This is a genomic window from Pseudomonas sp. UBA5706 (assembly GCF_002419965.1).
Classification (GTDB): Bacteria; Pseudomonadota; Gammaproteobacteria; order Pseudomonadales; family Pseudomonadaceae; genus Aquipseudomonas.
Map to the genome: position 1 here is coordinate 107,501 of NZ_DIHC01000001.1, position 19,221 is coordinate 126,721.

Consider the following 19,221-nt stretch of genomic DNA (forward strand, 5'->3'; position numbering starts at 1 on the left):
ACCCTGCCGACCCAACGCTCTGCTGGCGCGTAATCAAGCTAATTCACCTCGCCGAGCAGCGCGCTCTCGCCCAACGCCGATCCGAACCAGGGGTTTTGCCATTGGCTTCCCGGGTGCCCGGCCAGCATCGGGTGAGAGCATCGATCAGCGGTCGAAGCCGCGCGTGAATTATCAGATCGCCCAAATAAGGCAAAGCCTCGAAGCTCATCATCAGATGGCCAAAGACCTTGGTGCGCCAATAAACGCTCGCCGACAGCGAGACTTATCTGGCCAGACGCCGCAGGCGCAAGCTGATCGAGGGCTACAGCCTGACGCCCAGACGCCGCGCGTCGTTAAGCTTTGGCATGATTTTCGAGGTTGGCACAGCCCCCCTCGTTCGCCTGATGAGCCTGACCACCTGCAACACAGGCCGCAAGCGGCCGCTTGCGCTGATGTATGCTTGTGCCGCATTCAGTGTTGCCAGAGAGATCGCTTTGTCCTCGCCTTCAGAACCTGTATATAACGACGCCCATCCAGCAGCCTCCCGCGCTGAACAGCTGGCCGAGCAGCTCAGGCGCGTGATCGGCAGCCTTGTTCGAGAGGTGCGAAGTGGTGCGCACACGCCCTCCTCGGCACAGAGCGAAACATTGGGCTTTATTGATCGTCATGGCCCGGCCAGCATTACTGACATGGCCGTGCATCGTCATGTCAAGCATCAGAGCATGCGCCTGGTGATCGCTCAACTGGAGCGGCAGCGGCTGGTAACCCGTGCACCTGATCCCGACGATGCCCGCAAGCAGCTCATCGAGCTGACCGGTCAGGGGCGAGAAGCGCTTGAACGAAGTCGGCAACAGCGCAGCGACTGGTTAGCCCGCCAGATCAAAGAAAAGACCACCGCTGCTCAGCTCCAAACCCTGGAGGCTGCGGTCAAGGTCCTGGAGCAATTGCTGTCAGCCGACCAGGACCACTGATCAGGGCAGCCTCAAGGCAGCGAGCACCGTAGGCAGCGAGTTGATGCCCCAGTGCTCGACATACCGACCCTCCTCGATTCGCACGATATCCATGACATCAATGGACACCGCACGCCCGGTCGCGGGTATGCCCAGCAATACTCCCGAGTGCTGGCCGGTTATGCGCTTCCGGGTTGTGACCTTGTCGTGCTCGGCAATCTGGTCGAGCACCTCAACCCTTAGCTCGGTCAGGCCTGAATGCAACACATGTCGGAAGGTGTGCCAGAGACTTTCACGGTCACTGGGCTGGCCCGCAGCTGCCGTGTGGTTCACGAAGCTTTCCGCAACCAGCGCTTCAAACGCTGCGCGATCGCACCGCTCGATGACCTGAAGATTAAACGTGCAGATGATCGCTTTATTCGCTGCCGACATGAGGACTCCCGACTTATCAATGCCTGAAACCCCAATATATACAGTCAAACTGTATATATCCAGCGTTGCACCTACCGACTCGTGACGCTCAAGAGCAAGCGCTGACGTTGCTGCGTGGTAGAGGGCGACGATGCTCGACGTGGGAACTCATTCGTGACGCGCTACGCCGGTGCCGGTGAGCAAGGAGCGCCCTGGCCAGCGCTCCCACGCCGAGCGCGGGAACGATCAGTAACTTTCGTTACCGCTGCGCCTGGGCAGCAGCTGCGCGAACGCCATGCTCAGCCGCTGGATAAGCGTGATGGGGACGTTGCCATAGCTCAGCAGGGCGTGCCGGCCATTGACGACCGCGCGAAGCAACGGCTCCCCACAGCCCGGCCAGTACCAGGCGTGCCTTTTCGAGCGTCGAGGTCGAGACGCGAGCGTCCCAAGCATGTGCGCCTCGCTTTCTGACCTGAATACCGATCGCGCGGTAGACGCCGCTGGCGGTCGCCACCGCCCACGCCGAGCGCCAGGGCAACGCAGTCAGCCCCGCTTGTGCGCTCGCATAGAACGGCTCTGCCATGTCGACCAGCCTTTGCGCCAGCACTGCCAATGATTCCCGATACTGGATCTGCGCGAGGTTCTGTGGCGGGATCGAAAACTCGTCGAGCCAGGTGCGTGGCAGATAACAGCGACCGACGCTGGCGTCTTCGATGATGTCGCGGGCGATGTTGGTGAGTTGGAAGCCCATTCCCAGATCGCACGCTCGATCCAGCGTCTGCTCATCGCTGACCCCCATGACCTGAGCCATCATCAGCCCGACCACTCCGGCCACGTGATAGCAGTAGTCCAGGGTATCGTCGATATGCTCGTACTGCCTTTGCTGAACATCCATCGCAAACCCGGACAAATGTTCGAGCGCATAGGTCTCGCGAATCCGATGACCCATCACCACTTCGCGGAACGCGGCAAACGCCTGCGTGTGCACGGCAAGCCCTGCGTAGACCGCCTGGGTTTGCGCAACCAGGCTTGCCAGTCGCTCATGAACCTCAGCCTGCCCCACAACCGTTGCCGAGTGCCCCGCTTGTTGTCCGTCGATCACGTCGTCACAATGACGGCACCAGGCGTAGAGCATGACCGCACTGCGGCGTGTAGCCGGGTCGAACAGGCGCGACGCCGCTGCGAAACTCTTCGAGCCAACGGCAATGCTCGTGGTCGCGTGATCGAGCAACTGCTGATCGCCGCCTTCAACCACCTTCACAGGTGCAGATCCTCTAGCATCAGGCTCGCGGTGGCTTTTGCCGATCCAATCACGCCTGGTACCCCTGCACCGGGATGCGTACCGGCGCCCACCAGGTAAACGTTGCGCAGGCTCGCATCGCGATTGTGCGGGCGGAACCAGGCGCTTTGAGTGAGGATGGGCTCAAGGGAAAATGCCGACCCCAGGTGCGCGTTCAACTCGCTGCGGAAATCCTCGGGCGTGAAGATGCGACAGGTCACCAGGTCCTCGCGCAGCCCCGGTATGTAGTGCTTTTCAAGGTAGTCGAAAATTCGGTCCCGATAACGCGGCCCTTCTGTTTCCCAATCAATGGGGGCGTTGCCTAAATGCGGCACCGGCGACAGCACGTAATGGCTGGAGCATCCGGGCGGAGCAAGGCTTGGATCGGTAATGCACGGGGCGTGCAGGTACAGGGAAAAATCCTCGGCCAGGGCCTCGCCCTTGAAGATTTCCTGGATCAACGCGCGATAGCGTGGCCCAAAGCACACCGTGTGATGTTGCAATTGGGGCTGTGGCCGCTTGAGCCCGAAGTGAATGACAAACAGCGAGTTGCTGTATCGCTTGCCTTTGAGCCGGGCGCTTTGCTCTTTGCCTCTGGGATGCGCTCCCAGCAGCTTGGCGTAGGTGTGCATCACATCGGCATTCGAGGCGACACAATCGGCCAGCAGTTGCCGACCGTCCGCCAGGCGCACGCCTGTGGCTCTACCGGCATCGACCTCGATACTGGCGACATCTGCATTAAGCTCGAACCGCCCGCCGATGTCCTCAAACAGCCCGACCATGGCCTGCACCAACGCCCCCGTGCCACCCTTGGGAAACCACACGCCCCACTCCCGCTCCAGCGCATGAATCAGGGTGTAGATCGAAGAGGTCGAAAACGGATTCCCGCCCACCAGTAACGAGTGAAAGGAAAACGCTTGGCGCAGCTTGTCATCTTCAATGAATTTCGAAACCATCGAATAGACGCTGCGCCAGGCCTGCAGCCGCGCCAGCTGCGGGCCGGCCTGGATCATGTCGCGAAAGGATAGAAAAGGCACAGCGCCCAGCTTCAGATAACCTTCGCGAAATACCGCTTTGGAATAAGCCAGGAACCCGCGGTAACCGGCGACATCATTGGGATTTAACGCTGCAATCTGCCGGTCCAGCAACGCTTGGTCATTGGCGTAATCGAACCGTGAGCCATCCTCCCAGCGCAGTTGATAAAACGGTGACACGGGGAGCAGCTCGACATAGTCACGCATCGACTTGCCAGCTGCGCTGAACAGCGCCTCGATGGCCGTCGGATCGGTGATCACCGTGGGACCGGCATCGAAGGTGAAACCCTGATCCTCATACACGTATGCGCGACCACCGGGTTTGTCGCGCTTTTCCAGCAATGTCGTCTGCACGCCTGCGGCCTGAAGGCGGATGGCCAGCGCCAGACCACCGAACCCTGCGCCAATCACGATGGCTTTTTTTGCGTTGCTCATTCTCGGTTCTCGTAATGGCTGGGCAGGTAACGACGCATTGCATCGATGGCCTGCTTGATGGGGACAGGCGGCTTGCCCGAGACCACGCGCAACTTATCGCACGTGCTGCTGTTGCCTGCGTAAAACCGCCTGATCAGGTCTTCGGACAGCCCGTAGAAGCGCTGCATGACCTGCCAGCGGTCCTGAGGTCGTCCGGCCAGAAACAGCGTGCGATTGAGCAAGCGATAGAACCGCTGTTGGCGCCAGGCCCGGTAAGCGAATGCGCGCATTCCCTTTGCCAGCGACTCGGCATCCAGATCGCGTTGCTGCACGATCCAGTCCGCCACCCGTACGGCATGGGGCAGTGAATAACCGGTGGTGCAGTGAAACAAACCGGCGCGTAATCCCGCGCGCGGTTGTCCGTCCTCTTCAGGCCAGAAGCGGGAGAAATCGCCTGCCAGGGTGATCGGCAACACGCCTTCCTCTTCGCGCAGACAGGCAGACACTGTCCACCCCTGCTCGCGCACGTATTCGCTGATGTGGGCGCGCAGCTGTTCGGCGCAAAGCGCATGACGGTCCACGTAATGAGTGTCTTCCACCAGCACGGTGTCCGGCGTAAACGGCAGAACATAAACGAAGCGGTAGCCGTCTCCCTGGGCCACTCGCGCATCCATGATGATCGGCGACTCAAGACCGTGGGGCGCCGTTAGCTGCAGCAACTGGCCCAGAAATGCCTGACGCCCCAACACCATATGTTCGCTGTCCCTCACGCCGCGACCGTCGATAACTGCACTGGCCTTGAGGCATTCACCGCTTGCGAGCAATACCGAGTGCGGATGCACCTGAGCGATGGTTTGCCCTGTGCGCACATCATCACCCAGCGCGGCCCCGATGACCTGCACGAAGCGCTCGGAGGTAATGCTGGCGTAGCCTGAGGCCAGCCGCCGCGAGCGGGCCGGAAAATGCACCTCGTAGCTGGACCATTTGTGCACCACCAGCGGCGCGATCCATTCACGCTGCGCTGCATTGAGGTCGCCCTCGTGAAACGACCAGGTGTGGTTGCCGCCAATGCTCGGCTGCTCTTCGATGCACAGTACGCGCAGTTCGGGTCGCAGCTGCCTGAGTCGCCAGGCAATCAGCCCGTTGGCCAGGCCAGTACCGGCAAGAATGAGGTCGTACTTCATAAGGCAAAGCCTGCCAGGACAGGCTCGCCGGTGCGGACCACCTGTTCGACAATGTCGGCCGCGCGTGGGGTTCCGCCCGCTTGGTCAAGCTCTTGCGCCAGTCGCTGTAGCGGCTCAAGGGGCTGATCGAGAAGTTGAGCCAGTGCACCCTGAATACGCGCGGCCCGCGCTCGACGGCTCAGTTGCAACCCTGCACCGGTGTAGCTGACCCGCGCAGCCACGCCCGGCTGATCGAAGCCAATCGGCATGACCAGCATCGGGGTACACGCCTTGATGGCATCCATCACCGTGTTGAGCCCGCCATGAGTCACCACCGCACTGGCCTGCTCCAGCGCCCACTGTTGTGGCGCGAAATCGGTGACCCAGGTGGCTCCGCTGCGCCTGAGTCGTTCTTCCTGAGCAGCGCCCAAGCCACCGCAGTGCGCTATTAACAACTGCACCTTGAGCCGCGCGCAAGCCTTGGCCACCTGCGCAAACATGCCCATACGTCCACCCTGAAGCGTACCCAGGCTGGCAAAGACAAAGGGGCGTTCAGGGTCGATTTGCCACGCCCCCGTAATCGGTTGGCTCGCCGTGCGCATGGGCCCGACGGCATGAAAGGTTGCAGGCAAATCAGACCTCGGAAGATCGAATCCGGTAATCGTCTGACTGATCTGAGCGTAGGGTGAGAGACATTGATGAAGGCCATCACGCGGCTCGATGGCAAAGGTTCGACAGGCCTCGCGAATGACATCGCGCAGCGGCTGCATCAGCCAGTCATACACGCGCTGGCTGCCTTCATACATACGCCGACTGCGTTCATCCGAACCATAGGCAAAGGGCATGACGGCCAGCGGGATCTGCGGTTCGCGGTTGACTGGCAGCGCGCAAGCCACGGAAACGAACGGTATATCCAGGGCCTCTGCTACCAACCCTCCCGACGCCTCCATCTGATCACAAAGCAGCGTGTCTATACCCCTCTGACTCAACGCGCCGGGGAGTTCGATGCAAAGCATTCTGGTGGTGGTGCACAGATCGCGGATGACGCCACGCAGGCGCCACGGATTGTTGGAAGTGGCTGCGCGTTTCAAGACCTGATCAAGGCTGCCGGGCGGATGGCTGACTGCGCCGAGGGCGTGAAAGCCGACACGCGGGTCCGTCAGCCAGCGACGCGCGTCGGCTTGCTGGAAGAACGTAACCTTGTGACCTCGGTCGATCAGCTCCGATGCCAGCGCTTGAAAAGCCTGGAAATGGCTGAAAAACGCTGGCGCAACAACCCCGAAGTGGCTCATGAACGTGGCAGCACTGTAGGTTCGACGGACAACAGGCGCGCGTTGCGCAGCGCCGCCAGGTCTGACGAGCCGGTGCAGAAGCAGGCGATCCGCAGCTGCCTGATGACAATGTCGAAGTGCTCGATGACCGCCGCGGTCGATAGCGTGGCGTCGCGGAGCACGCCTGCCGCCTGCCCGACCAGATCCGCTCCCAAGGCGATGGCTTTGGCGGCGTCGACGCCGTTACGGATCCCACCGGACGCGATCAGAGTCATCTCCGGGAGCGCCTGCCGGACCATCTTGAGACTGGTGGCGGTGGGAATTCCCCAGTGAGCAAACGCAGCGGCCACTTTGCGGTCCGCAGGCCGCACCGCGCGCTCGGCTTCGACAGCAGCCCAACTGGTTCCGCCCAAGCCTGCGACATCAATGACCTGCACCCCGGCACGCGCCAGCGCCACGGCCACCTGAGCCGATATGCCGGCCCCGACCTCCTTGACGATCACGGGGACGCCGACGGTTTCGACGGTAAGGCGAATAGCTTCCAGAACGCCACGCCAGTTTCTGTCGCCCTCTGCCTGAACCGCCTCCTGCAGCGGGTTGAGATGAATGATCAGCGCATCGGCCTGCAAGGTGTCTACCGACCGGCGCGCGAGATCCAGACCATCGTGCTCCAACAGCTGAGCAGCACCGATATTGCCCAGCAGCGGGATATCCGGCGCCAGGCGGCGCAACTCGCGGGTCAGGCCCTGATCATTGCCGCTCCTAAGCCCCACGCGCTGGGACCCGACGCCCATCGCAATGCCCAGTGCCTGCGCGGCCTCGGCCAAATGGCGGTTGATGGCGACAGACCGGTCCGCGCCGCCTGTCATGGAGCTGATCAGCAGTGGTGCCCGCAGCGATTTGCCTGCCAGAGAACTGCTTAGGTCAACGGCCTCCAGATCCAATTCCGGCAGTGCACAGTGCTCCAATTGCAGCGCATCGAACCCGGTACCCACGCCATGAGCGCCGGCGCGCCGGTCCAGCACGATGTTCAGGTGATCGTCCTTGCGTCGACTCAGATCGCTTTCACTCATACAAGCCCCAGATTGCTGGAATCATTTCCCACCCGGCGTGGTCATCTTGCAGAGCAAACTTGTACAAAAATGGCAATTTACACAAGTTTTGTACAAGATTGCTTCAAACTGAGGCAGCCGTTACGCGCAGTCGTTCCGCATTTGTGGCGTCTAGAGTGCAAAGGATACGGGCCAAACGCTCACGTGCCACTACAGAGGTAATAACCCCGATGACCATGGACTCAGGTGCCACCCTCGATCACGGTTTCACCGAGCGTCTCTCGCAGGTACGCGCGTCCATCGAGAAGCGGCTGGATGAGTTGCTGCCCGACAATGGCAACGAGCGGGATCTGGTCGCTCTGGCGATGCGGGAATCCACACTGGCGCCAGGCAAACGCATGCGTCCGATTTTGCTGATACTGGCTGCCGAAGGGTTGGGACACAACGGTTCTTGTGGACTGGACCTGGGCTGCGCCGTGGAACTGATCCACGCGGCATCGTTGGTGCTTGATGACATGCCGTGCATGGATAATGCGTCGCTCAGACGCGGTCGGCCTACGGTGCATTTGAAGTTCGGCGAGGACGTAGCGATTCTCACCGCCGTGGCGCTGCTGAGCCGCGCCTTCGGCGTCATCGCCTCGATCAGCGATTTATCACCCGCCGTCAGGACTCAACTTGTCGAACTGGCCGCCAATGCGGTCGGCATGCAGGGGCTGGTGCGCGGTCAGTACCAGGATCTGCGTGACGGGCAGCAGTCTCGCGGCCCTGAAGAAATCGCCATGACCAACAACCTCAAAACCGGTGTCCTCTTCGGCGCCATCGTGGACATGGCCTGGTTGATCAGCAATCGCGAAGAGAATGTCAGGCCGACGCTGCAGGCCTTTGCCATGGAACTGGGACAGGCGTTCCAGATGTACGACGATCTGCGCGACTGTTGGCCTGACAGTGACAAGGATCAAGGCAAGGACGCTGGCAAATCCACGTTTGTTTCGCTGTATGGCCAAGACAGGGTCAAAGAGCAATTGCATGTACATCTTTGCAACGCGGAACTCAGCCTTCGTCAGGTCTTCGGTGATTCGCCGTTGATTGCGGGATACATGAAGATGGTCTTCACAAAAGCGGCCCTGACTGCGTGATCAGGGTTGCGCGTGTTCGGCGACGGCCTGCTTGAGTTTCGCGCCGTCAGTGAAGCGCTGTTCCTGCACCACAGTGCCGTTTTTCAAGGTCAGCCACTGAACCGAGTCTCTGTCGCCGTTGTATTGCTTCGCTACCCTGCCATCGCGGTCCAGCAGGATTCTGTATTTCGCCGAGCGCATCGCAGGAACCGCCACCACCTTGATCAGCGACGGCATCATCTCGATATCGGCGACGTAAACCATGCGACGACTTTCCAGATACCCTGCCGAGGCATCCTCGACAGCCGCATTGACCAATTTGGCCGCCGCCATGCTGCGAGCAATCAGCAGCACCTGGGCGTTGTCATCCAGGGTGTACGCCTTATCGTTCTGATCCAGCAGCGTCCATTTCACCACCGGCACGACGGCCTCGTCGGCGCCGGCGTGCACGCTGAAAAGTAGAGTCATCAAAACAAGCAGTCGATGCATGGTTAAGCCTTGCTCATGAGTTATTGGCAGAGGCACTAGCTTAAGCCAGCCACGACTGTTTAGCTCACCTGCCTTGCCGCTGTGTGGTCTGGGCTTGATGTGGTGGGCTTATGGTCCTTGGCTTGGAAAGGTGCATCGTGCTGTTCGCTCAACCGACTTTTCGGCGTCCCGTTCAAATTAACCGAACCAAGCTGTGATGCGAAAGGTCTAGCAATCAAGCCCATTGATGTGAGTGACAGTTATGTTGAAGTTTCTAGGCAGTACCATCGGTATCATCTTCCTGATTGGCCTGATCGTGGTCATTGCGTTGTTCAAGTTCATTTTCTGATCCATGGCAACACCGAGATCGGTCGCACCTTGCATGTTCCCGATCTCGCCCCCCCTTGCCTACCCCTGTATCCGCTACCCGCCCTCCCGATCCGCCCATGGGCCGTCGGCTGTATGTGCCTGAATCGGTAGTAGGCCACGGGCACTGAATAGTGAAGCGCATCTGCCGAAACCGATGCCCAGCGCCAGCTAATTCACTGCCAGAGGCGTATTAATGTTTTACTCACCTGATCGGAGTGCTGCGCTGGGCGCGCTTCATCCATCGGGATTGAATGGCTATGCGTCTCTGCGACTTTCTGATCAACAATATCGAACCCATCGTGCAGGAATGGGAAGACTTCGCGCGCACGATGCAGACCGAGGGCAAACCCCTCGATCCAGAGGCGCTGCGCGACCATGCCGAACTGATGCTTCGCACCATTGCCGCCGACCTCACCACTGAGCAAAGCCCCAAACAACAAGTCGAAAAATCTCAAGGTCACGGCGCTTCCGGGGAAAGTTCTGCGGCGACTTCTCATGCCGTGACGCGACTGATGGCGGGGTTCTCGATCGATCAGGTGGTCTCCGAGTTCAGGGCGTTACGGGCAAGCGTCATCAGTCACTGGATGAAACAGGTGAAATCCGGCGTCGCCTTTGAAGTCGAGGACATGATCCGGTTCAATGAAGCCATCGATCAGGCGCTGGCTGAGTCAATCTCCAGCTATACCAAAGCTGTCCAGGCATCACGCAATATCTTCCTGGGCATCCTGGGCCATGACCTGCGCACGCCGCTGAGCGCGATTCTCCTTGGGGCAGATGTACTGTTGCGCACCGATGAGCTTGGCGCGCGAGCGACGAAGATTTCGTCACGCATTTACGCCAGCGTAAAGCGCGCCAGTCAGATCGTCGCTGACCTTCTGGACTTCACCCGCTCTCAACTGGGGCCTGGTATCCCGATCAAGCAGTCGTTGGTGGATATAGCACCGGTCTGCGCCAGGATTGTCGAAGAGTCCCGCACGGTTTATCCGGAAGCCAACATTGTCCTCACGTCGGTTCATGCCCTCCAGGGCCAGTTCGACGTCGCTCGGCTGGAGCAGGTTTTCTCCAACCTGATCACCAATGCGGTGCAGCACGGCGCCGGGAATTTGCCGATCACCGTGACGCTGAGCACTTCCAACGGTGCGCTGTTGTTTAGCGTTCACAACAGCGGCAGCACCATCTCCCCGGAGGTTTTACCCTTTATCTTCAACCCGATGGGGCGTTACTCCCCGCAATCGACGGCGGATTATGGGCCTTATGCGAGTCTGGGACTGGGGCTGTTCATCGTCGCGCAGGTGGTGGCCGCGCACGGAGGCCGCATAGAGGTAGCCTCGGATACCGAATCCGGCACCAGTTTCCTGGTGAATATCCCGTTGGTCCGGGTGTCTGCTTGATAGCCTGCATGTCAGCTTCCAGATCACGATCGGTGTTCAACTAACGCTCGTGCAAACATGGCACCCGCTCGCTCGTCATTCATGCGCCGCTCTGGCAGACCTGGCGCTACGAGCCAGCAAATCCGATGAACCAACCCTGATTGCGGGTTCCTAACGTTCTCGAAACCACGCCTTTCTTGCTTGTCCATTGCGTCGCTTGAAAGCTTTCAGTTCAGACGGGAATGCCCATGCAGAAACTTTCGATCAGTCAAATCACCACCACACCCCTGACCCTGGCCGAGGATCTGGTGCTGTGTCGTCGCTTGGGCTGCGCACTGGAGATAGCGGAAAAGAAACTGTCCCAGGATCCGTCGCAAGCGCGTGATCAGTTGGCGCTGATCCGCGACAGCGGCGTTCGCGTCACCTCGATACAACCGCGAAACCTCACCATCTTCCCTTCTGCCTCAATGCCCGACCCGACTGATCCACAGCAGCGATTGGCCAAGCTGGTGAAGTCGGTCGAACTGTTTGCCGATTTTTTCCCAGGGCTGCCGTTGGTCACCAACACCGGCGCCGACGGCGGCAACGAAGCCCGTGTATGGGACGAGTGCGTAGGGCACTACCAGACGCTCGCGGCGCACGCCGATCAACATGGGATGCTCATCGCGCTCGAAGCCTTGGCGCCGTCGTTGATGAACCGGAACTCGATTCTGTGCACCTACTCGCAGGCACAGGAAATGGCGGCGGCGGTAGGCGCTGAAGCGTTCGGGCTGTGCCTGGATCTCTACAACAGCTGGCAGGATCAGGCGTTGCTCAGCAGCATTGCCCGGGGGCCGCAGCCGTTCATCGTGCAGGTGGCCGACTGGCGCCGACCTCGCTCCCTGCACGACCGACTGGCCCTGGGCGACGGTCAAATACCCTTCCCCGCACTGTTTCAGGCCATTGCAAAGACCGGGTACAGCGGTGATGTGGTCCTGGAAATATTTTCAGAAGACGTCTCGGATTCCTTGTGGCAAAGCAAGGCATCGATCACGGCCGCCGTCGAGCGCAGCACTCGCCAGTACGACAAGCTCCATTCCTAGCCGAGCGTGGCACTCATCCGCCCAACAAGCGACGAAACCAGACTGCCCTCGACCTCACGCGCATTCACAATAGGCATAACAAGGAGTTAAGCATGGACAGCAGGCCCCCATCCAACCACAGCGCAGCCAGAAAACTGCCGTATGCACTGATAGCGACATTGGCTATCACCGCGTGTGCGGATAACAACAGCGCATCCCAGGTAAACGCTCCAGGGGCATCCGAGACGCCCTCGACCAAGGCCCTTGAAGCCGGTGCCGATATGCTTCAATCACGCCCGCCTATCGATGCGTTAAACGCCTACCTGGACGGCTTCCACTTCTACAACGGCCACATCCATTCGCAAATGGAGGCTCACCACTACTGCTCGATCTTGAATGAGGAGGTTATCCAGTGCGTTATCTACGACGGCAACGTCAAGGATGCGAAGCTGATGGGGGTCGAGTACATCATCAGCGAGCAGCTGTTCGCCAAACTGCCGCCTGCTGAGAAGGCGCTATGGCACAGCCATGTGCATGAAGTGAAGTCAGGCCAGCTGATTGCCCCAGGCATCCCGGCCCCCGCCGAGCATGCCCTGATGGAAAAGCTCGTGCACACCTACGGGAAGACCTGGCACACCTGGCATACCGACCTGGACAAGGACCTGCCGCTGGGGGTGCCTCAACTGATGATGGGGTTCACCGCCGACGGCCAGATCGATCCCGCTTTGGTTCAGAAACGCGATGCGCGATTTGGCGTCGATAGCACTGAAAAGAAACAAGCCCGAACGGATATTCCTGCACCGGCTGTGGATGCCGGCGCCGATGCCTGGACCCATGGAAATTCATTTCAGATAAAAGACCCCACGGGCAGCCGGAGCCACTAGCTTTCTGCCACGTGCTGGCTGAGGCAAGCAATGCGCTGCTGATCTTCAGCGTTATCCAGAGCAGCAGCGTTGAGAGGCTGAACATCAATGCGTGCTGCCTGGCCCTGATTCCACAGGCAGATGACTAACTGACGACGCGATGCCCCAGTTTGTTCTCATACCGCTCCACGAAAAAATCCCAGTGCGCGTCGCTCCACCCCGAATGCCGACGAAGTTGCGCAATGTCGTGCCGGGCTGCGCGTGAAGCCGTCGTTCTCGCGCGGGATTTTTCGAGATCCAGCAACGCCAGGCTGTATTCAGCACCTTGGCCCGAATCCTTGGCGTTAATGAAAATATGCTTTGATCGCATACACCCGTGCTGTTGGCGCGCGCGATGCATTTTCGACAGCAATCCGGCGAGATTTTCCAGAATCAGCAGATGATCGTTCTCGGAAAGGTTCGCCTGCGCCCGATCGTCATACCAGGTATCCAGGTCGTGATACTCCGCCAACTCATGAGTGACCAATAACCCCTGCCAGGTGCCATTGACTTTGCGTGCACCGAAGAAGAGAGGTTTGGGTGCCAATACGCCTAGCTGATCGAGCCGTGAAAGGGCCGCGCCCTCGCGCATGACTGTGGGTCGGCCAAGTGGATAGCGAAGGCTGCGGAACGTATGCCCGGTCTGGCGTTTCACATAAACAGTCGCTCCGTTGTGCGTGACCTTTTGCACCCCGCTCATGCCCTTACGGCGGACGTTCGGCTCCTCGACCCAGGGTCCATTAGTGTTCCACCAGCGATCAAAATCATCATCGGCCACGCGTTTCATCTTATATCTCGAATTGTGTTTAAACGGATGTTAAAAGCAAGGATCAAGCCGGTAGCCGTATAGCGAGCGCAAACGGGCTGGTACACAAACAAGCCTGGCGCGACCCACGGGTCGCTCTTTACCGCAGGCGCCATCGACCTCGCCAGTAACATGGGCCGGCTCCTGGCGTGGGCATCATATTCGAATTCGACCGTTTAGGATTCATCTGCATGTCCACGGGTTACCCAACTGCAGGCGCGGCGACCAGACCTGATCATTTACCCTTCCTTATCGGCCTCTGTTTTGCTTGGATTTTCTGTCAACGGGCACGAGGAGAGACAAATGAGGGAGTGGCAAACAAACGGCAGCATCTCTGTGGCGCATCTTCAGGCCATCTCGGATGGCGTCACTGGCCATGGTCGGGCATTGTCGTTTGTACGGGGCGGCGATGGACAACCTGTAGCCTGCGCGCTAATGGACGATGGGACGTCAATCGCCGGCGCAATGGGTCGAGCCGAGTTTCGCCGTCTTTTTATCAGCTATCTGTGGGTAGACGCACAGTGGCGTGGAATGGGGTTGGGGGCCGAGGCGTTGCACAGACTTGAGGCATTAGCCCTGGAGCGCGGCTGCACGCAAACGCTCATAGAAAGCCTGGATGACGCGGTCGCCGACTGGTATGTGCGCTGTGGCTATCAGCGGGTGGCATGTCTTGTTGAATACTGCGGCCCCTGGAGTCGTCATACGCTGCTCAAGCCGCTCAGCACAGTGAATCATCGATGATCACGCACAACGCGTCCCGAGGTCCCGTCGATAAGCAGCTCATGGCGAAGTGTCGAGACACCGGCCAGTGCCTATCAGCGGCGTTGTTGCGCAAGCCCGTTCAACGGCTAGACTGGCTCTGCCCAGTTGCCAGGCCCGCCCGCCCATGCCCATCGTCCCATCCGATACCGCCGAACAGACACCGCACACCCTCGACGTAGTGCTTCGCTACCACCTGGCCTGGAAGCATCGCGACCTGGAAGCCATTCTGGCGATCTATCACCCGCAGGTGCAGTACAACGATTTCTTCCAGAACCGCAGCATGGGCCTGGCTGAGCTGCGCGCTTACATCAGCGGCACGTTGCCACGCCAGCCCGATGAGTATCTTGAGCACAACGACCGCATCCGCGTCGACGGTTGCACGGCGTTTATCCAGTACCAGACCGCGCTTAAGGGCAGTGGCGAGCGGGTCGTGTTTCGCAGCAGCGAAGCCATCACGGTGTGCGACGGCCTGATTCTGCGCGTCAACGAATACGCATCGCTGGTGCGCGAGGGCGCGCTGCAGGCCGGTCGTCAGGCCCCGGCCATCAGCAAGCTGGGGCTGTCGGCGCGTCAGTTAAGTTTCATGGCACGGGACCTGGCCGATTATTTCACCCGCCAGCAGCCATTCCTCGACCCGGATCTGAATCTTGCGCGCATCGCCAGCGCCACCGGTTACAGTCGCAATCAACTCTCTTACCTGCTCAATCAGGTATTGGGCCAAAGCTTCTATCGCTACGTGACTCAGGCGCGCCTGAGCTACCTGCTTGAGCGACTCGCCAGTCACGGTGAAAACGCGCCCATCGACACCCTTGCGGTGAGTGCGGGGTTTAATTCCACATCTGCGTTCTACAAGGCCTTTCGCAGCCACACCGGCTGTACCCCCAAGGCATGGCTCAAAGCCCATTACGCGCGTGCCCGCAGATAACACAGCACCCTTCGCAGCGCATTAATCTCTGCCGGCAATCAACCGACGGAGTGAGTGATGGCTGGCTGGCGGGGTGTAAGTTTGTGGATGGAGCAACTCGACGAGACACTGACGCCGCGGCCAGCGCTGCATCAGGATCTGCATGCCGATGTGGTCATTATTGGCGCGGGTTACAGCGGCCTATGGACGGCTTACTACCTTAAACAGCAAGCGCCACAGTTGAAGATTGCCATCGTCGAGTCGCAGATTGCCGGCTTCGGCGCCTCCGGTCGCAATGGCGGCTGGCTGATGGGTAATCTGTTGGGCGAAGACCGGCTTCTCGGCCCTTTGCCGGCCGCGCAGCGCCATGCAGGGTATCAACTGCTGCATGCAATCCCTGACGAAGTGGCGAGGGTGTGCCACGCCGAGGACATCGATTGCAACCTGCGCAAAGGCGGAGTGTTGTACTGCGCGGCGCGCTACCCCGAGCAGGAGCGACGCCTGCGCGAGCAACTCGCAGCCGCCCGTGAGCAAGGCCTGGGCGAAGACGACTACCGCTGGCTCAGTCCGGCGGCTCTACGCGAACAGTTAAACGTGGCCCGATCCTACGGCGCGCTTTATTCACCTCACTGCGCGACCCTCCAGCCAGCACGGCTGGTGCGGGGATTGGCTGAAGTCGTCGAGCGCATGGGTGTGCATATTTTCGAGCAAAGCGCGGTAATCGACTGGAAGCCAGGCCAGGTCCGTACCGAACACGGCCGGATAAAGGCTGACTGGGTGGTGCCTGCGGTCGAGGGCTACGCCAGCGTGCTGCCTGCGCTGAACAAACATCAACTGGCCGCACAGAGCCTGATCGTTGCCACTGAGCCGCTGCCGGCCGATGTATGGGCCGAAATCGGCTTGAACCGTGGTCAGGCGTTCAGTGAAAACAGCCGACAAGTGACTTACGGTCAGCGCAGTGGCGACGACCGCCTGGTGTTTGGCGCCCGCGGCGGCTATCGCTTCGGCGGCCACCTGCGCAGTGACTTCAAACTCAGTCACGCCGAACGCGAATTGCGTCAGCGCCTGTTTAGCGAACTGTTTCCAATTCTGCGCAACGTGCGCCTGACCCATGCCTGGGGCGGCAATCTGGGTGTCGCACGGCGCTTTCACCCGCACATGCTTGCCGACCTCCGTCAGCAGATCGCGCTGGCCGGCGGCTACGGCGGCGAAGGCGTTGGCGCCAGTAACCTGGGTGGGCGCACCGTGGCGGCGCTGATTTTAGGCCAGGACAACGAACTGACCCGCCAGCCCTGGGTGTTCGGCGACCGTGCATTGGCATCGCTGCCGCGCTGGGAGCCAGAGCCTCTGCGCTGGCTTGGCTACAACGCCATTATCCAGAGCTTCGTTCACGAAGATCGGGTATTGGCCAACCCCCATGCGCCGCGCTGGCGCCGCAAGATGGCTGAAGGTCTGGCCGGATGCATGGAACGTCTGATGAAGACCAAGGAGCCGTTTGCATGAAGATCGATCATTGGCGCGACACCGCCCGTTTATCACTCGGTGAGCCAGGCGCTGTCGGTGCACCGCTGGGCGAGCGGCTTTCACAGGTCGCTACCGCCAGCATCACGCGCGACGACGGCGTCGAGGCGGGCGTATGGGAATGCACACCCGGCCGCTGGCGGCGTCAGATCGTGCAGCAGGAGTTCTGCCATTTCATCCAGGGCCGCTGCACCTTCACCCCCGATGGCGGTGAGCCCCTTCATATCCAGGCCGGAGACGCTGTGATGTTCCCCGCGAACACCACCGGAATCTGGGATGTACAAGAAACCGTTCGCAAAAGCTATGTGCTGATTTTCTAAGCTGGATTTTCCAGGCTGCCTTCACTTATAACGCCTAAAAGAAAGGTTGAGGTCTCGCATGTTGAAGTCGATCGTTCCGTTATTGTTCATCGCGTCCACCGCCCATGCGGCAGACACCGTCAGGATCTACAACTGGAGCAGCTACATCGCCCCGGATACCCTGCAAAACTTCACCAGCCGCACCGGGCACCCAACTCAATATGACCTGTACGACAGCAACGAAGTGCTCGACGCCAAACTGATGGCCGGGCATTCGGGGTATGACGTCGTGTTTCCCTCCAACCATTTCATGGCTCGGCAGATCACGGCTGGCGCGCTTAAACCGCTGGACCGCAGCAAACTTACCAACTGGCAAAACCTCAACCCGACACTGATGAAAGCCCTGGAGGCCAACGACCCTGGTAACCGCTACGGTTTTCCCTACCTGTGGGGCAGCACCGGCATTGGTTACAACGTGGCCAAGGTCAAGGCGGTGCTGGGCGATGTGCCCATCGATTCGTGGGACATCGTGTTCAAGCCGGAAAACATGAAAAAACTCGCCCAATGCGGTGTGGCCATGCTCGATAACGGGCCCGAGATCCTGCCCATCGCCCTGAACTACCTGGGGCTGCCGCATCACAGCAAGGACAAGGCCGACTATGAGAAGGCTCAGGCCCTCTTGCTAAAAGTGCGCCCGTATGTGAGCTATTTCCACAACTCCAAATACACCAGCGACCTGGCCAACGGCGACGTATGCCTGGTCGTCGGGTTCTCGGGCGACGTCATGCAGGCGGCGGCACGAGCCACCGAAGCCGGAAACGGCCAGCAGATCGCTTATGCCATCCCCAAGGAAGGCTCACCGATGTGGTTCGACATGGTCGCCATGCCAGCCGATGCACCAGATGAAGCCGCCGCCTATGAGTTCCTCAACTACCTGTTGGAGCCCAAGGTGATGGCGGGCATCAGTAACCACGTGCACTACGCCAACGGCAACACCGCTGCCGAGGCTCTGATCGACCCCGCCATCCTCAATGACCCGATGGTGTACCCGCCCGAAAGCGTAATGCAGAAACTCTTCGTGCTGCAGGCTATGCCGCTGGAGAACGACCGACTGCGCACGCGGGTCTGGAGCCGGATCAAGAACGGCCAATGAGGCAATCGCCGATGCATCGGACGACCGAATCATCGGCGTCATTGACCGAATAGCCGCATGGGAGTAAACGGGCAACGCGCTGTACCGCAGTTGGGCTGAGAAAACTGATCCGGTAGCCGTTGCGGCGCAGGTCATCGGTACGCAGACCCTGACCGCTGGACTGCTTGCCAGCGTCATGATCGCCTGGTGTGCGATGCCTGGCCGCCCACACTAAGTTCATCTGGTTGTAGCCAGTAATACCGCTGCCCCGAGCATCATGGCGCCCGTGATGCGATTGACGATCGACAACTTCCGTGCCGAAGGTTGTAGAGATCGAATAATGCAGCCAGCGAGGGCCCAGCCTAGGGCGGCGATGAACTCAACCGCGATGTAGATTGCACTGAAGACGACGAATTGGGCAGTGAAGGAGGCGCGACCACCGCAGGCAGCAAACCCCGCCTGCTGCCGTTTGCGAACGCGAGCAGGTTGTTCGCGCCTGGCGAGACGGCAACGATCGCTGCTGCAGGAAGAAACAGGAGAACTTGGGCTAGAGTCATGGCTGGCACCTCGGCATCGGCATGGTTTTATTCTAGCCAGTGCTTGCCATATCCCCAGCGGGGTCGGTCATATTTCGCAGATCACCAGGAGATCAGCCAACGCCTGATCGTGCGTGCGTAACAACGCAGCGGTCGAGATCAACAGGCGCCTGCCCAGTTCGGTGAGGGAAAGTGATGGATTATCGCGGTTTAGCAGCCGACCGCCTGCCACACCTCAAGACGCTTAATCTGAACGCTCACCGATGCCGGGCGATTATGCAAGTGCTCGGCTGCCGCGCGGAATTTCCAATGCGCACTACAGCGTGAAAGGTACGCAACAAGTCGATGTCTAAAATGACGGACATGATTCAATCCTGATGAACAACTGCTAAAGGATATATTGATTTATTAGACTACGCCTCTT

General features: G+C 59.9%; 19 protein-coding genes and 1 pseudogene. 10 read left to right on the forward strand and 10 right to left on the reverse strand.

The window, feature by feature from the left end:
* The first annotated feature begins 473 nt into the window (after positions 1–473).
* A complete protein-coding gene (locus tag B3I26_RS00460; protein WP_296254211.1) occupies positions 474–950 on the forward strand; it encodes a MarR family winged helix-turn-helix transcriptional regulator in 477 nt (158 codons plus the stop codon).
* On the opposite strand, the gene B3I26_RS00465 is transcribed toward B3I26_RS00460, so the two are convergent.
* The 6 genes from B3I26_RS00465 to fni all read right to left on the reverse strand — a co-directional run bounded on the left by B3I26_RS00465 (position 951) and on the right by fni (position 7,574).
* The gene (locus B3I26_RS00465) at positions 951–1,361 is read right to left on the reverse strand and encodes an ester cyclase (RefSeq protein WP_296254212.1); all 411 of its coding nucleotides are present in this window, start codon (positions 1,359–1,361) and stop codon (positions 951–953) included.
* A gap of 238 nt (positions 1,362–1,599) precedes the next feature.
* Positions 1,600–2,601: a phytoene/squalene synthase family protein gene (locus B3I26_RS00470; RefSeq protein WP_296254213.1), complete on the reverse strand. Its 1,002-nt coding sequence runs from the start codon at positions 2,599–2,601 to the stop codon at positions 1,600–1,602.
* Positions 2,598–4,088 (reverse strand): phytoene desaturase, encoded by a 1,491-nt coding sequence (locus B3I26_RS00475; RefSeq protein ID WP_296254214.1) that lies wholly within the window; start codon positions 4,086–4,088, stop codon positions 2,598–2,600. Before B3I26_RS00475 ends, B3I26_RS00470 begins: the two co-directional genes overlap by 4 nt.
* Positions 4,085–5,251 carry a lycopene beta-cyclase CrtY gene (crtY, locus tag B3I26_RS00480; RefSeq protein ID WP_296254215.1) on the reverse strand — a complete coding sequence of 389 codons (1,167 nt, stop codon included), beginning with the start codon at positions 5,249–5,251 and terminating at the stop codon, positions 4,085–4,087. The genes B3I26_RS00475 and crtY overlap by 4 nt, the downstream gene beginning before the upstream one ends.
* Positions 5,248–6,522, reverse strand: coding sequence for a glycosyltransferase (locus tag B3I26_RS00485; protein WP_296254216.1), 1,275 nt, complete (start codon positions 6,520–6,522; stop codon positions 5,248–5,250). The genes crtY and B3I26_RS00485 overlap by 4 nt, the downstream gene beginning before the upstream one ends.
* Complete coding sequence (fni, locus tag B3I26_RS00490; protein ID WP_296254217.1) at positions 6,519–7,574, reverse strand: type 2 isopentenyl-diphosphate Delta-isomerase; 1,056 nt, start codon at positions 7,572–7,574, stop codon at positions 6,519–6,521. The genes B3I26_RS00485 and fni overlap by 4 nt, the downstream gene beginning before the upstream one ends.
* A gap of 209 nt (positions 7,575–7,783) precedes the next feature.
* Between fni and B3I26_RS00495 the strand changes: the two genes are divergently transcribed.
* Complete coding sequence (locus B3I26_RS00495; RefSeq protein WP_296254218.1) at positions 7,784–8,689, forward strand: polyprenyl synthetase family protein; 906 nt, start codon at positions 7,784–7,786, stop codon at positions 8,687–8,689.
* Here B3I26_RS00495 and B3I26_RS00500 read toward each other — a convergent pair whose 3' ends face one another.
* Positions 8,690–9,136 carry a hypothetical protein gene (locus tag B3I26_RS00500; protein WP_296254219.1) on the reverse strand — a complete coding sequence of 149 codons (447 nt, stop codon included), beginning with the start codon at positions 9,134–9,136 and terminating at the stop codon, positions 8,690–8,692.
* A gap of 626 nt (positions 9,137–9,762) precedes the next feature.
* Here B3I26_RS00500 and B3I26_RS00505 point away from each other — a divergent pair.
* The 3 genes from B3I26_RS00505 to B3I26_RS00515 all read left to right on the forward strand — a co-directional run bounded on the left by B3I26_RS00505 (position 9,763) and on the right by B3I26_RS00515 (position 12,820).
* Positions 9,763–10,896 (forward strand): sensor histidine kinase, encoded by a 1,134-nt coding sequence (locus tag B3I26_RS00505; protein WP_296254349.1) that lies wholly within the window; start codon positions 9,763–9,765, stop codon positions 10,894–10,896.
* Between the two features lie 227 nt (positions 10,897–11,123).
* On the forward strand, positions 11,124–11,957 hold the full coding sequence (locus B3I26_RS00510) for a sugar phosphate isomerase/epimerase family protein (protein WP_296254220.1): 834 nt from the start codon (positions 11,124–11,126) through the stop codon (positions 11,955–11,957).
* Between the two features lie 92 nt (positions 11,958–12,049).
* Positions 12,050–12,820, forward strand: coding sequence for an OBAP family protein (locus tag B3I26_RS00515; RefSeq protein ID WP_296254221.1), 771 nt, complete (start codon positions 12,050–12,052; stop codon positions 12,818–12,820).
* A gap of 124 nt (positions 12,821–12,944) precedes the next feature.
* Here the strand turns inward: B3I26_RS00515 and B3I26_RS00520 are convergent, their stop codons facing one another.
* Entirely contained in the window at positions 12,945–13,625 is a 681-nt protein-coding gene (locus B3I26_RS00520; protein WP_296254222.1) for a lipopolysaccharide kinase InaA family protein, read from the reverse strand.
* Positions 13,626–13,946: 321 nt separating this feature from the next.
* Between B3I26_RS00520 and B3I26_RS00525 the strand changes: the two genes are divergently transcribed.
* The 5 genes from B3I26_RS00525 (at position 13,947) to B3I26_RS00545 (ending at position 18,282) form a co-directional block, all read left to right on the forward strand.
* Entirely contained in the window at positions 13,947–14,384 is a 438-nt protein-coding gene (locus B3I26_RS00525) for a GNAT family N-acetyltransferase (protein ID WP_296254223.1), read from the forward strand.
* 145 nt (positions 14,385–14,529) lie between these two features.
* A complete protein-coding gene (locus tag B3I26_RS00530) occupies positions 14,530–15,330 on the forward strand; it encodes a helix-turn-helix domain-containing protein (RefSeq protein ID WP_296254224.1) in 801 nt (266 codons plus the stop codon).
* A gap of 57 nt (positions 15,331–15,387) precedes the next feature.
* Positions 15,388–16,812 carry an NAD(P)/FAD-dependent oxidoreductase gene (locus tag B3I26_RS00535; protein ID WP_296254225.1) on the forward strand — a complete coding sequence of 475 codons (1,425 nt, stop codon included), beginning with the start codon at positions 15,388–15,390 and terminating at the stop codon, positions 16,810–16,812.
* On the forward strand, positions 16,809–17,150 hold the full coding sequence (locus B3I26_RS00540) for a cupin domain-containing protein (protein WP_296254226.1): 342 nt from the start codon (positions 16,809–16,811) through the stop codon (positions 17,148–17,150). The genes B3I26_RS00535 and B3I26_RS00540 overlap by 4 nt, the downstream gene beginning before the upstream one ends.
* A 58-nt stretch (positions 17,151–17,208) precedes the next feature.
* Positions 17,209–18,282, forward strand: coding sequence for a polyamine ABC transporter substrate-binding protein (locus B3I26_RS00545; protein ID WP_296254227.1), 1,074 nt, complete (start codon positions 17,209–17,211; stop codon positions 18,280–18,282).
* Here B3I26_RS00545 and B3I26_RS00550 read toward each other — a convergent pair.
* The gene (locus B3I26_RS00550; RefSeq protein WP_296254228.1) at positions 18,266–18,502 is read right to left on the reverse strand and encodes a hypothetical protein; all 237 of its coding nucleotides are present in this window, start codon (positions 18,500–18,502) and stop codon (positions 18,266–18,268) included. The genes B3I26_RS00545 and B3I26_RS00550 overlap by 17 nt on opposite strands.
* Before the next feature lie 404 nt (positions 18,503–18,906).
* Positions 18,907–19,162: pseudogene (locus tag B3I26_RS00555) on the reverse strand (LysR family transcriptional regulator); the annotation flags it as partial.
* Between the last annotated feature and the right edge of the window lie 59 nt (positions 19,163–19,221).